The following is an 11,662-nucleotide window of genomic DNA, read 5'->3' as shown; positions in this document are numbered from 1 at the left end:
AGGCGGATTGTCTATATAAGTTTGATGATCAGTACGACGGTAACCAGTGCGATATATGAAAATACAAACCAGGTGTCCCGCGGTTTCCAGCTTAAGCGGTGGTACTCCGAGCGCGGCGCGCCGATCATAAATCCGCGGGCTTCCATCGATAGCACCAGTTCCTCCGCCCGGCGAAATGCGCTGACCGTTACCGGAACGAGCAAGGACACCAGCAGCTTGCCTTTTTCCTTCCAGGGAAGTTCTTTAAGATCGGCTCCGCGCGCGGCCTGCGCCTTCAATATTTTATGGGTCTCGTCGAGGATCGTCGGGATAAACCTGAGCGCGATGCTCATCATGAGCGTCAACCTCTGGGCGGATATGCCGACCTTTCGCAGAGGCGCAAGCACCCCCGACAGCCCCTGATTCAGCAGGCCGGGCGTTGTCGTAAACGTCAGGATCGCCGTAAAAGAAACCAGGAGCGCCATACGTGCGGCCGCGATAAAGCCGCTGCTCAATCCGCCCGAGTACAGCGTCCAGGCTCCTGCGCGAAACAGCACGGATCCCTGCTTTACCGTCAGGCACTGGACGGCAAAAATAAATACCATGAGCACCCATAGCGGCTTCGCGGCCTTCACGTAATACTTCAGCGGAATCCGCGTTGCCAGCATGTAGGCGATCGAAAAGGCGGCCGCAATGCCGAGTGCCGGCCACGATCCGACGATCACGATCGCAGCCAGATAAAGAAACATTCCGGTCAGCTTGGCCCGCGGGTCGAGGCCGTGAACCCAGGAACCGGTATCGATACTCCGGCCAAACAGCAGCTTGTTTCGCATCGTCAACCGTCTCCTTTTCTCGTGATGCCCTTGTTCCCGCCCGTGCCTATGCCTTTGTCTTTGTTTCGCCCCTGCTCCTCCAGCAGACGCGAAGCCCGCTCGGCAAGAGCTTCGGGAGTCAAGCACGGCTCTTCCTCCTCCAGGCCAAAGCGTGAGGCGATGTCTTTCCAAATCCGGATGCCGGCCGGAATCGCCAGGCCGCATTCGCGCTCGAGCCGGTCGGCCTCACGGACCAATGCTCCCGCCGTTCCCTGAAACGCTTTGCTTCCCTTATGCATCACGATCCATGTATCCGCATAAGGCAGCATTTCTTCCATCCGGTGGGTAATGACGATTACCGTTTTTCCCTGCTCCCGCTGAAGCCGGAACAACATTTCGGCCATTTCGCCCCTGCTTTGCGGGTCGAGCGTCGCGGTCGGCTCATCCAGCGCAATCACGTCCGGATCCATCGCCAGCACGGATGCGATCGCCACCTTGCGCATTTGGCCGCCGCTGAGATGGAACGGATTGCGGCCGAGAAACGAATCGTCCAGCCCGACCATCGCAAGCGCTTTGCTGGCCTGCTTCCGGGCCTCGGCCGCATCCATGCCGAAGTTCCTCGGACCGAAGATGATATCCTTCTCCACGGTATCTTCAAACATCTGCTGCTCGGGAAACTGGAAAACGAGACCAACGCGTCTGCGAAGCTCGCGTAGCGGGGGCTGCTTTTGGCCCGCCTGGAGGATAAAATCCAGAACTCGGACCTTACCGCCCGTCGGCTTCAGGATCCCGTTTAAATGCTGCAGCAGCGTCGACTTGCCCGAGCCCGTAGACCCGGCAATGGCAGCGAATGCGCCGCTTTCAAGCTCCAGGCTGACCCCCTCAAGGGCACCGTTTCTCCATAGGCTTCGATCGTCGTAGGCGAAGCTTACTTGCTCGAACATAATTGCCATAATCTGTCCGCCACCCCCTTTTCCGGGTAAGCGTGCGGCAGTGTTATTCCATGCAGAGCAAGCTCCCGCGCCAGCCGGATTTCAAAAGGAGCGACCAGTCGGCAGGCCCTTAGCAGACCGGCGTCGCCGAACAACTCCCGCGGCTCCAAATCGGCCGCAATGCCGCCGTCACGCAGCACGATAGCCCTGTCCGAAGCCATAATTTCATCCGCATCATGCGTAATGGAGACCATCGTGTACCGTCCGCTTCCCTTCATTTCCCGAACGATATCAAGAAGTTCTCCGCGAGCTTTCTCATCCAGCATAGAGGAGGATTCGTCGAAAATGACGATGCCCGGCTCCATGGCAAGGATGGCCGCAATGGCCACACGCTGCTTCTGTCCCCCGGAAAGCTCGGCGGGATGCTTTGAAAGCAGGTGCCCGATTTCCAGCTTTTCCGCATAACGACGGACCCGCTCCCTCATCTCATCCCGCGGCAAACACCGCCCCTCAAGGCCGAAGGCGATATCCTCCTCCACGGTTGAGCCGATAAATTGATTGTCCGGATTTTGAAACACCATGCCGATCCGCGGGCGGATTTGCGATACCGTCTCGGGGTTCAGCGGAATGCCTTCCACCCTGATCGTTCCGCCGTTGACGGCAAGCAGACCGCCGATCAGCTTGGCGAGCGTAGACTTTCCGCAGCCGTTCGGTCCGACCAGAGACACCCAGCTTCCTTGGGGAATACTGAAGCTGACGTTATCCAGAACCGGCTCCTCCGGCTCGTAAGCAAAAGACACGTGCTCTAATTCAAAGGCAAGGCCGGTGCCTTCCATTCTTCATCGCCCCTTTCCGAATACCCGAATCCCGAATTTCAGCTCACGCCGTTTCGGCAAGGAACCCGTCGAACAGCGACAATTTGGACAGCGACGGGACCAGATATCTAACCGCGATCCCTACCGCAATCCCCGTCAGAACCCCCATAATGAGCAGCATAGGCAAGTAGTAGAATATTTTTGTCGTATTAAAATAGATGGATGCCGCGGTCAGCTGCCCGATATTGTGGGCGATCCCGCCGACAATGCTGATGCCGATGGCGCTCAGGCGCTTGCGTCCGACGAGCAGCAGGAACCACATCGCCGCAAAGCTGAACAGGGCTCCCATAATACTGAACAGAAAGCTGGAAAATGTACCGAAAATAAATGCGGTCAGCAAGGTTTTGAGCAGCACCATCATCAAGGCGTCTCTCGCCCGCAGAAAATAAAGACAAGTAAGCACCATAATATTCGCCAGGCCCAGCTTTGCGCCCGGCACGCTCATATTGACCGGAATCAGCGACTCGACCAAACTGAGCACCACCGCCACCGCGGCAAAAATCGCCACGATCACGGTTCTTTTCAGCGCAAGATTCGATTCCTTATTTAACGATGACATCGAGCTCATCTCCTCCCCCGGTTCCGGATCCGCCTTCGACCTCGACGAGCACCTTGTTAGGCAAGCAGACGATCGTCCCTCCGACCCGGTCCACGAAGCCAAAGGTCAGGCATATATCGTCCGGACAGTCCGCATCGATCATTTGAATGCCGTAATCGTGAACTTTCAATAAGTTGTAGCCGAACTCCGTTTTAATTTCGATCGTTTGCTCTTCTTCGGTCAGTTCCACGGTCCGGTAAAGCTTACCGTCCACCGTGATTTTTGCGACTTTTGTCTCGTTGTGATTTTTTTCACTTTCATCCCCACCAAGCCACCTGGGGACCAAAAACGCAGCCGCAATGACAACGACGAGCCCGATCAGCAGGATATCTCCGCGTTTCATGGCAAACTCCCTTATTTTTTAATTGTCTAAATCTTAGATGTACCCATTATACATGTAACATTCCTCACGCCCTTGTGATATTTGTCTCAAACCTTCCCTCATTTCACAAATTCCTCACTTAAGAAACAATTTCACCGGATAATCATTACTTTGTGAATTAAAGTACTTTCGGGACTTCTCTATTTCTGCTACAATCAAGGTCGAAAATGACAGGAGAAAAGAGGCTGCTCCCATGAACAAAAAGAAACCGGCAATCCTGCTCTTGACACTTACCCTGCTCGCGGCTCTGCTTGGAGGCTGCTCCGGGAGCGGAAAGGCTGCGGACTCGCAAAATTCCGGGGCAACCGCGCAAACGGCGGATACCGAAACGACCCAGCCGGCATCGCAGAACTTTTTTATTTTTGATACGATCGTCGCCATTAAAATTTACGACACCCGGGCCAACTCCAAACATTTTGAGGAACTGGAAGCCCTGATGAAAAATATCGACAATAAAATCAGCCGCACCAATCCCGACAGTGAAATCCATAAAGTGAACGCCCAGGCCGGGGTTTCGGCTGTTCAGGTGTCTCCCGATACGTTCGAGCTGGTTAGCAAAGCCGTCGAATATGCCCAAAAAACGGACGGCCTGCTTGACCCGTCGATCGGACCTCTCGTCAGCTTATGGAACATCGGACATGAAGGCGCGCACGTGCCTCCTGCCGATGAGATCGCCGCGGCACAGAAATTGACGGATTACCGCAAAATTGAATTGAATCCGGATACGCATGAAATTTATCTTCAGGATAAGGACATGGAAATCGATCTCGGTTCCTATGGTAAAGGCTATGCCGCGGATGCCATCTACGATTATTTGGCGGCCAAGGATTTTCACAGCGCCATTATCGACCTTGGCGGCAACATTTTCGTGATGGGCGAAAAACCGGGCGGCCTGGCCTGGAACGTCGGCATCCAGGATCCGGCCATGGAACGCGGCAACCCGATCGGGAAGGTTCGCGTAAAGGATAAAACGGTCGTCACCGCCGGCATTTACGAACGCTACTTTATCGAGGACGGCAAGCTGTACCAGCATATCATCGATCCCCGTACGGGATATCCGGTCGATAACAATATCAGCAGCGTCACGATCATCACCGACCGTTCCATCGACGCGGACACCATGGACACCTCCTTGCTGATCATGGGCATCGAGGAAGGCTTGAAGTTTGCCGAGAATACGCCGAATACGGAAGTGCTGTTTATTACCAAGGATAAAAAGCTCTACGCCAGCCCCGGCTTTAAAGAGATGCTGGTTAAGGAAAACGATGATTACACGTTTGCGAATTAAGTAGATGCAGGGCAGAAATAAGGCCGTTTTTTGCCCTTATTTCTGTTTTTTTCGATTACACCAGGAATATAAGGACAATAATGTCCCTTATTCCAGCGGAATGAGTGCCATATCATCGACTTGGAGCTTCCATTTGCCGAAATAAGACCCCTTATCTGCGCCAAGCTTAAACGTGTTCAGGTGGTTCGTTGAGTGGCAGCATGTCGGATCTGGGTTTGTCTAAGGACGGAGCAGAAATAAGGCCGTTTTATACCCTTATTTCTGCTTTTTTCGATTATACCAGGAATATAAGGGACAAAATGTCCCTTATTCCAGTGGAATGAGTGCCATATCATCGATTTGGTGCTTCCATTTGCCGAATTAAGGCCCATAAATGGCCTTATTTTTTCGTATCAGGGTCTTTTCGACAAAATAAAGGACAAATGGGCTCTTATTTGAGCCAAGCTTTTACGTGGTCGGGTGGTTCGTTGAGTGGCAGCATGTCGGATCTGGGTTTGTCTAAGGACGGAGCAGAAATAAGGCCGTTTTATACCCTTATTTCTGCTTTTTTCGATTACACCAGGAATATAAGGGACAAAATGTCTCTTATTCCAGTGGAATGAGTGCCATATCATCGACTTGGAGCTTCCATTTGCCGAATTAAGGCCCATAAATGGCCTTATTTTTTTGTAGCTGGGTCTATTCGACAAAATAAAGGACAAAAGAGCTCTTATTTGAGCCAAGCTTATACGTGGTCAGGTGGTTCGTTGAGTGGCAGCATGTCGGATCTGGGTTTGTCTAAGGACGGAGCAGAAATAAGGCCCTTTTTTGCCCTTATTTCTGCTTTTTTCGATTACACCAGGAATATAAGGGACAAAATGTCTCTTATTCCAGTGGAATGAGTGCCATATCATCGATTTGGTGCTTCCATTTGCCGAAATAAGGCCCAAAAATGGCCCTATTTTTTCGTAGCAGGGTCTTTTCGACAAAATAAAGGACAAATGGGCTCTTATTTGAGCCAAGCTTTTATGTGGTCGGGTGGTCGGTGTGGTCAGCGTAGTCGGGCCTCGGGTGATAAGTGGTCAGCGTAGCGGACATCGGATGATGGGTGGTCGGTCGGTGGTCGGTCGGTGGTCGGACCTCGTGTGGTTGGTGGTCAGATGGTCGGGCCTCGGGTGTCGGGTGCTGGATTCCGGGTAGTCGGCATTGTCGGGGGGCTCAGGTGGCGGCCTGTCGACCTGGGTTTGTGTAAGGCCAAGCAATAGGCAAAAGAGGCCCTTATTGGTTAAGAATGGTGGCCAAAAGACGTTTTCAGGCTTCAACATGGGCAAATAAGAGCAAATGCTGTCCTTATTTTTTTCCATTGATCCATACGGCGGATGCCGCATTATTAAGCTCTTCATCAGCGGGGTAGCGACGTAATCTACATGTTGTCTAGCCCCCCATCCTCTCCACATTTGACTTTTCATGAAAATTACTGTATAGTTTTCAATTAGATTGTAAACCCCATATGGCAGTTCCTCAAAAGATTATAACTCTCCTAAATACCAGATCGGTATAAAATTCCTTATTTGAATGACCCAAAGAGTAAGAATTTTCTGTGTATTTCCGATTCACACTGGCGCGGTCATCGGAGCCGCAAGGACAAATGAGAGGTAGGGCTTTTGTTGTTTTGGAAACCGTAAGAACAGTTGCGGTTGTAGTCTAGGCAGGAACCTGATCGCGAAGCGATATGATATAGCGATAACGCAAGCAGACCTTTAACGTGTACATAAAGGCAAGGGTTGCAATACAATTGAATTCCCACGCAGGGAAAAAATAAGATACGTAAAAAAAGCAAGCGCCACACGTGTGTCATTTAGCAATGATCCATCGTATGAGCGCTTGCGTCCATTTTGGCGCCTTTTTCTATTCCACGCTGAGGTTGTCCCAGTTCGTTTGGAACTGCTCCAGCATTTCCTGTTTTCCTATTTTGCCGCCGATATAAGCCTGCATGCTGCTGGCGATTTCCTGCGGCATCCCGTTCGGGAACCGGAACCAGTTCCAGGTCAAGGCTTTCCCGGCGTCCGTATAGTTCAGTACTTCCATCCCCAGCGCTCCGAGGTCCTCCTCGGTCCCCTGAATGCTGTCGAAGGCAGGGATAAATTTGAATTCCTTCGTGATGTATTTTTTGCCCGTGTCCGACGTGACGAGCCAGTTCAAAAATTCCTTCGCTTCCTCCTTGACCGGAGAATCCTTGAAGATGACCCAGTTGTTCGGCACGCCGACAAACAGTTGGTCATTGTCCTCCGCGGTATCGTCGATCGGCATCGGGAGAATGCCCAAATTCAAATCCGGGTTAATGCCGTCCAGTTGTACCTGGGTCCAGTTGCCCTGCTGAAGCATGGCCGCCTTTCCTTCCGCAAACATCGTCACCTGGGTGTTGTAATCCGTCGTCAGCGGATTGTCGTTGCCGTATTCCAGCGTCAGGTCCAGCAATTCCGTCCATTGCTTGAACACCGGATCATCCGCGAATCTGTATTTCCCGTCCGTTAAGCCCTGGATAAACCCAGCGGGGTCTTGCTGATCGGCAAAAGCGACGTTCACGTTATGATTGCCGAGCACGAACCATTCCTGGTACCCGTTGGAGAAGGGAATGATTCCCGCCGCCTTGAGCTTTTCCGCGGCTTCCCGCAGCGCACTCAATGTGACCGGCTTCTCCTTAATCCCCGCCTTGGCGAACAGATCCTTATTATAGATAAAACCGTATCCCTCCAGGTTCATCGGCTGCCCGTACAGCTTGCCGTCTTTGGTCATCGGTTCTTTGGCGATCTCTTTGGCGTCCTTTACCCAAGGCTGGTCCGACAAATCTTCGAGGTACTCCTGCCACATTTCCATTTCCGTATATCCGCCGATATTGAAAATATCCGGTTCCTCCCCGGAAGCGAATTTCGACCGCAGCGACGCGCCGTAATCGCTCCCTCCGCCGACGGTCTGGATATCCAGCTTGATGTCGGGATGTTCTTTTTCAAATTCGGCCTTCAAGCCTTCCAGTGCTTCCGCGATTTCCACCTTGAACTGAAAAATATGCAGCACCTTCCGCCCGCCGTCCATCTCCGGCCCGTTTTTGCCGCATCCGGCGGCGATCAATGCCAAAACCACCATTAACAATGCCAGTCTGCCGAGTTTCATCCTTGGTCCCTCCTTATCCTTTCACCGAGCCTTGGGCGATGCCTTCAATAATGTATTTCTGCATGGCCAGGAAAAAGATAACCACCGGCGTGATCCCCAGCACGAGCGCAGGCAGCGCCAGATTCCACTGCTTCGTATATTGGCCGAAGAAGGCAAACGTCTCGATCGGAATGGTATAGAGCTCCGGCTTTTGCAGGATCAGCGACGGCATCAGATAGTCGTTCCAGATCCACAGCGTATTCAGAATGATCACGGTGATGGCGATCGGCTGCATCAGCGGCAAAATAATGCGGAAAAACGTCCCGTACGGGGAACAGCCGTCCACCCGGCCCGCCTCCTCGATATCCACCGGAACGGATTAAACGAATCCATGGAGCATGAACACCGTTAGCGGAGCGCCAAAGCCGAGATAGCAGATGACGAGTCCCCAAATCGAGTTCATGATGCCGTACAAGCTGGATACTTTGACGAGGGGAATCATGATCGCCTGAAAAGGAATGACCATCGCGGCCACAATTGCGGCGTACAAAAACCGGTTGTACCTCGTCGGCTTCCGCGCCATCCGGTAGGCTGCCATGGAACACATGAGCACGAGCAGCAGATTGCTCGCCGCCGTCACCAGCAGCGAATTTCCGAACGCCTTCGGGAAGGACGTTTTGTTCCACGCCTCCGCGTAGTTGCTCCACTGGAAGGCTGCCGGCCATCCTGCGGCATCGGTCAAAATTTCGCCGAAGCTTTTTAACGAGTTGACGATCAGGAAGTAAAAAGGCACCAGAAAAACCAGCGCGCCCAGAAGAAGTACGACCTCGATCGCAATCAGGGCCCCGCGGTATCGTTTCGTCGTATCCATTACAGCTCAACCTCCCTGCTCTTGGTGGCCCGCACCTGCAGTATCGATATCACGGCGACAATGAGGAAGAAAATGATCGCCTTGGCGGACCCCATGCCGAATCGGCTGATGTTGAACGCTTCATTGTATATATTCAGCGCGACCGACTCGGTCGATTTAAACGGCCCGCCTTTCGTTAAGGACAAGTTCAGATCGAACAGTTTGAACGACCACGAAATCGCCAGGAACAAGCAGACCGTCACCGCCGGCATCACCAGCGGAATGACGACATGCCTCAGCACCTGACCGCGCCCCGCACCATCGACCTTCGCCGCTTCGATCAGGTTTTTCGGTACATTGTTGATGGCGGAAATATAGATGACCATCAAATAACCGGCGTTCTGCCAGACAAAGACAATGACGATCGCCCAAAACGAAGTCGCCTCCGTACCGAGCCACGGCAGCTTGAAGAACGGGATTCCCGTCGCCCCGCCGATCGAAGTAAAGCCCCGGACAAAAATAAACTGCCAAATAAAGCCGAGCAGCAGACCGCCGATCACGTGGGGCATAAAAAAGACCGTCCGCATCACGTTTCTCGTCAGCAGATGTTTCGTTAAAAAATAGGCCAGGACAAAGCCCACTACGTTGGTGAGGAGCACGCCCAGCACCGTAAATTTCGCGGTAAACCAGAACGAATTCAGAAAAGCGGGATCTTTCGTAAAAATATGCGTAAAATTGCGCAGCCCCACTCCGTCCGCGTGCCTGGATATGCCGTTCCAATCCGTAAAGGCATAGTACAATCCAAGGAAAAACGGAACCGCCACGATCAGAATAAAAAACAGGGTGGACGGCCCCACGAACACGAGCTGCTGCATCCATTGGGACGTTCTTTTTCGCGTCATTTTTCGCTTCACCCCTTGGCTACTGTTTTGACCTCTTTTTAACCTTGGGGACAAAGAATTGAATCTTAGCGAATATTTCCTCCGCCAGAATCGAACACTAGCAGTGTCTTTCCAATCCTGTCCAAAGGGGTGTTTTGCATGCGTGAAGGTTTGATTCCTACCGTTCTTGGAGCCGTAGTGGCCGCTTCCGCCGCATCACTGCTTGGAAGCAAGTACAAGCTTGCTGCGACCGGCGCTCTCGGATTCGGCCTGGCCCATGTCGTGCTGGGTACCATCGATTTGATCGAGCACCGCTAGCCTGTAAGAAAGACAGGGACTATCCCGAAGCAGCCGATTCTGCCGCAGGATAGTCCCTTTGTTTAAAACCTAATAAGTTTCGGCAACCGCCCCAAGCACGGCCGCTCTTACGTAAGTTTGCCCCCGAAGGCTTTGCAATTCCTTCGCCGTACCGGTGACGACAACGCCAAGGATGCGCACGTCGCTTTCATCCGGGTTATTTTTATCCTTTTTGAGATACGCGTAGATCCGCTCGTAATCCTTGGCGTAGCTTCCTCCTTGATCGATGCCGGTCTGCAGATTTTGCAGAAATTCGTCGACTTCGACTTGATCCCAGTCGGGCCGCACGCCGAAACCGTACACGCCAAAAAGTTTCGTCATCGGGGTAGGATAGCTGGTTTCGCCCCGTTCATCCTTATACGGCTTAAACTTGAAGGTTTCCCGGTTATCGTACGTATCAACCCAATACCATACCGGCGTCACTTCCTCCGGAAGCATGGCACGAACCTCGTCAAAGGAATAATCCTTGTCGAAGGAGATCGCCATTTCTGCCGCCTTATTCGTCCCCATGCTTCCCACCATGTCGAGATCGTTCAATATTTTCCCGTTATAATCCACGCCGGGCACATAAAACATCAGCTCCCGCTGCCCATTCGAAGCATTGTACTGGCGATAGTACAAGTAACTCTTCGCGTCCATTTCAGGATCGACTACGGTCAAGTTGCCCTTATTTCCGCTCAATCCCGTAAACTTCGGAAATCCGGGCACCTTGTATTCCCTCATTCGGCTTCCCCAGGGAACCGGCACCCCCTCCACGATTTTATAAGTTGAAAACTCAAGCGTTCCCGATAAAAATCCCCGTTGATCCGCATACCCCGATTCGTATTCGTTAGGGCTTGTCAACGACATTCGCAGCCACTCCTCATTTAGCGCTTTGTCGGATGCCCGATAGGTCAATTGAAGCGCGCCGAACTGCACGAGGAAGATTGCAACGAGACTCGCGATGAGCGAGATGAGAATATTTCGGATCCAGGTTTTTCGCTTGGCTTTTCTGATGACTCTGCCTAATTGCTTGTCGTCTTCATCCCAGGGTTTCGTCATATTGGTTTTATTCGCCTCCGTATTTGTTCTTGAACTGCTGCCGGGCGCGAAATAGCGTGGCCTTTACGGCCTCCGGCGTCATCCCCAGCAGCTCCGCGATTTCTTGATACGACAACTCCATTTCATATTTCAGCAAAATAAGCTGCCTGTGCAGCGGTTTGAGCTCCGCCAGCGTACGCTCGATTTCCTCGCGCTGCTCACGCTGAAGCAGCCGTTCCTCCGGCCATTCCTTTTCCGGCGCCTGAACGTCGGGAATTTCGGCCTGATAAGCGTATCGCTTTTCACGGCGGCATAAATCGAAGTAGCGGTTAATCGCCACCTTATACATCCATGCGCTGAACTTGTTCTCTTCAATGGCTTCCATATAAAGAAACGCCTTGTATAACGTTTCCTGTACAACATCCTCCGCGTCGGCTGCAGTGGCGCCCAAACGGATTAAATACTTGCGGATTTCTCCGCACTTGCGTTGAAGGATTTCATGAAGCTGCCCGGGCCCCATCCTGCACCTCCTTTCGGTTGTATAACGGACGAATCCGGG

The 11,662-nt window shown here is 52.5% G+C and carries 11 protein-coding genes and 1 pseudogene; 2 read left to right on the top strand and 10 right to left on the bottom strand.

Annotated elements, in window-relative coordinates; all coding sequences use genetic code 11:
• Nucleotides 1–11: 11 nt before the first annotated feature.
• Genes ACSFXJ_RS03310 through ACSFXJ_RS03290 form a run of 5 tightly spaced genes read right to left on the bottom strand, consistent with a single transcriptional unit; the run spans nucleotide 12 to nucleotide 3,539 of the window.
• Nucleotides 12–812, bottom strand: coding sequence for an energy-coupling factor transporter transmembrane component T family protein (locus ACSFXJ_RS03310; RefSeq protein ID WP_435923802.1), 801 nt, complete (start codon nucleotides 810–812; stop codon nucleotides 12–14).
• 2 nt (nucleotides 813–814) lie between these two features.
• Nucleotides 815–1,744, bottom strand: a complete 930-nt coding sequence (locus ACSFXJ_RS03305) for an energy-coupling factor transporter ATPase (protein WP_435923801.1) — start codon at nucleotides 1,742–1,744, stop codon at nucleotides 815–817.
• Nucleotides 1,720–2,559 (bottom strand): energy-coupling factor transporter ATPase, encoded by an 840-nt coding sequence (locus ACSFXJ_RS03300; RefSeq protein ID WP_435923800.1) that lies wholly within the window; start codon nucleotides 2,557–2,559, stop codon nucleotides 1,720–1,722. The genes ACSFXJ_RS03305 and ACSFXJ_RS03300 overlap by 25 nt, the downstream gene beginning before the upstream one ends.
• Before the next feature lie 43 nt (nucleotides 2,560–2,602).
• The gene (locus ACSFXJ_RS03295; RefSeq protein WP_435923799.1) at nucleotides 2,603–3,157 is read right to left on the bottom strand and encodes a Gx transporter family protein; all 555 of its coding nucleotides are present in this window, start codon (nucleotides 3,155–3,157) and stop codon (nucleotides 2,603–2,605) included.
• Nucleotides 3,141–3,539, bottom strand: a complete 399-nt coding sequence (locus ACSFXJ_RS03290) for a NusG domain II-containing protein (protein WP_435923798.1) — start codon at nucleotides 3,537–3,539, stop codon at nucleotides 3,141–3,143. Before ACSFXJ_RS03290 ends, ACSFXJ_RS03295 begins: the two co-directional genes overlap by 17 nt.
• A 232-nt stretch (nucleotides 3,540–3,771) precedes the next feature.
• Here ACSFXJ_RS03290 and ACSFXJ_RS03285 point away from each other — a divergent pair, with 232 nt between their 5' ends.
• A complete protein-coding gene (locus tag ACSFXJ_RS03285; RefSeq protein WP_435923797.1) occupies nucleotides 3,772–4,866 on the top strand; it encodes an FAD:protein FMN transferase in 1,095 nt (364 codons plus the stop codon).
• Nucleotides 4,867–6,753: 1,887 nt separating this feature from the next.
• Here ACSFXJ_RS03285 and ACSFXJ_RS03280 read toward each other — a convergent pair.
• The 3 genes and pseudogenes from ACSFXJ_RS03280 to ACSFXJ_RS03270 form a co-directional block, all read right to left on the bottom strand.
• Nucleotides 6,754–8,016 carry an ABC transporter substrate-binding protein gene (locus ACSFXJ_RS03280; RefSeq protein WP_435923796.1) on the bottom strand — a complete coding sequence of 421 codons (1,263 nt, stop codon included), beginning with the start codon at nucleotides 8,014–8,016 and terminating at the stop codon, nucleotides 6,754–6,756.
• Nucleotides 8,017–8,029: 13 nt separating this feature from the next.
• Nucleotides 8,030–8,866, bottom strand: a pseudogene (locus ACSFXJ_RS03275) (carbohydrate ABC transporter permease).
• Nucleotides 8,866–9,747: a carbohydrate ABC transporter permease gene (locus ACSFXJ_RS03270; protein ID WP_435923795.1), complete on the bottom strand. Its 882-nt coding sequence runs from the start codon at nucleotides 9,745–9,747 to the stop codon at nucleotides 8,866–8,868. The pseudogene ACSFXJ_RS03275 and the gene ACSFXJ_RS03270 overlap by 1 nt, the downstream one beginning before the upstream one ends.
• Before the next feature lie 138 nt (nucleotides 9,748–9,885).
• Between ACSFXJ_RS03270 and ACSFXJ_RS03265 the strand changes: the two genes are divergently transcribed.
• Complete coding sequence (locus ACSFXJ_RS03265) at nucleotides 9,886–10,044, top strand: asparagine synthase (protein ID WP_435923794.1); 159 nt, start codon at nucleotides 9,886–9,888, stop codon at nucleotides 10,042–10,044.
• A gap of 69 nt (nucleotides 10,045–10,113) precedes the next feature.
• Here the strand turns inward: ACSFXJ_RS03265 and ACSFXJ_RS03260 are convergent, their stop codons facing one another.
• Together ACSFXJ_RS03260 and ACSFXJ_RS03255 are read right to left on the bottom strand one after the other, a co-directional pair.
• Entirely contained in the window at nucleotides 10,114–11,124 is a 1,011-nt protein-coding gene (locus tag ACSFXJ_RS03260) for an anti-sigma factor (protein ID WP_435923793.1), read from the bottom strand.
• Nucleotides 11,125–11,131: 7 nt separating this feature from the next.
• Nucleotides 11,132–11,623 carry an RNA polymerase sigma factor gene (locus tag ACSFXJ_RS03255; protein WP_435923792.1) on the bottom strand — a complete coding sequence of 164 codons (492 nt, stop codon included), beginning with the start codon at nucleotides 11,621–11,623 and terminating at the stop codon, nucleotides 11,132–11,134.
• Nucleotides 11,624–11,662: the final 39 nt, after the last annotated feature.

Origin of the sequence: Paenibacillus salivarius (assembly GCF_051307165.1) — a bacterium.
GTDB lineage: Bacteria > Bacillota > Bacilli > Paenibacillales > Paenibacillaceae > Fontibacillus.
The sequence above is the reverse complement of the archived record's forward strand: the minus strand, read 5'-3'. Positions and strand labels throughout refer to the sequence as shown.

What these genes read in the sequence shown, in the direction of transcription:
- ACSFXJ_RS03310 (WP_435923802.1), bottom strand. Translation starts at nt 812, where the DNA reads ATGCGAAACAAGCTGCTGTTTGGCCGGAGTATCGATACCGGTTCCTGG.
- ACSFXJ_RS03305 (WP_435923801.1), bottom strand. Translation starts at nt 1,744, where the DNA reads ATGGCAATTATGTTCGAGCAAGTAAGCTTCGCCTACGACGATCGAAGC.
- ACSFXJ_RS03300 (WP_435923800.1), bottom strand. Translation starts at nt 2,559, where the DNA reads ATGGAAGGCACCGGCCTTGCCTTTGAATTAGAGCACGTGTCTTTTGCT.
- ACSFXJ_RS03295 (WP_435923799.1), bottom strand. Translation starts at nt 3,157, where the DNA reads ATGTCATCGTTAAATAAGGAATCGAATCTTGCGCTGAAAAGAACCGTG.
- ACSFXJ_RS03290 (WP_435923798.1), bottom strand. Translation starts at nt 3,539, where the DNA reads ATGAAACGCGGAGATATCCTGCTGATCGGGCTCGTCGTTGTCATTGCG.
- ACSFXJ_RS03285 (WP_435923797.1), top strand. Translation starts at nt 3,772, where the DNA reads ATGAACAAAAAGAAACCGGCAATCCTGCTCTTGACACTTACCCTGCTC.
- ACSFXJ_RS03280 (WP_435923796.1), bottom strand. Translation starts at nt 8,016, where the DNA reads ATGAAACTCGGCAGACTGGCATTGTTAATGGTGGTTTTGGCATTGATC.
- ACSFXJ_RS03270 (WP_435923795.1), bottom strand. Translation starts at nt 9,747, where the DNA reads ATGACGCGAAAAAGAACGTCCCAATGGATGCAGCAGCTCGTGTTCGTG.
- ACSFXJ_RS03265 (WP_435923794.1), top strand. Translation starts at nt 9,886, where the DNA reads ATGCGTGAAGGTTTGATTCCTACCGTTCTTGGAGCCGTAGTGGCCGCT.
- ACSFXJ_RS03260 (WP_435923793.1), bottom strand. Translation starts at nt 11,124, where the DNA reads ATGACGAAACCCTGGGATGAAGACGACAAGCAATTAGGCAGAGTCATC.
- ACSFXJ_RS03255 (WP_435923792.1), bottom strand. Translation starts at nt 11,623, where the DNA reads ATGGGGCCCGGGCAGCTTCATGAAATCCTTCAACGCAAGTGCGGAGAA.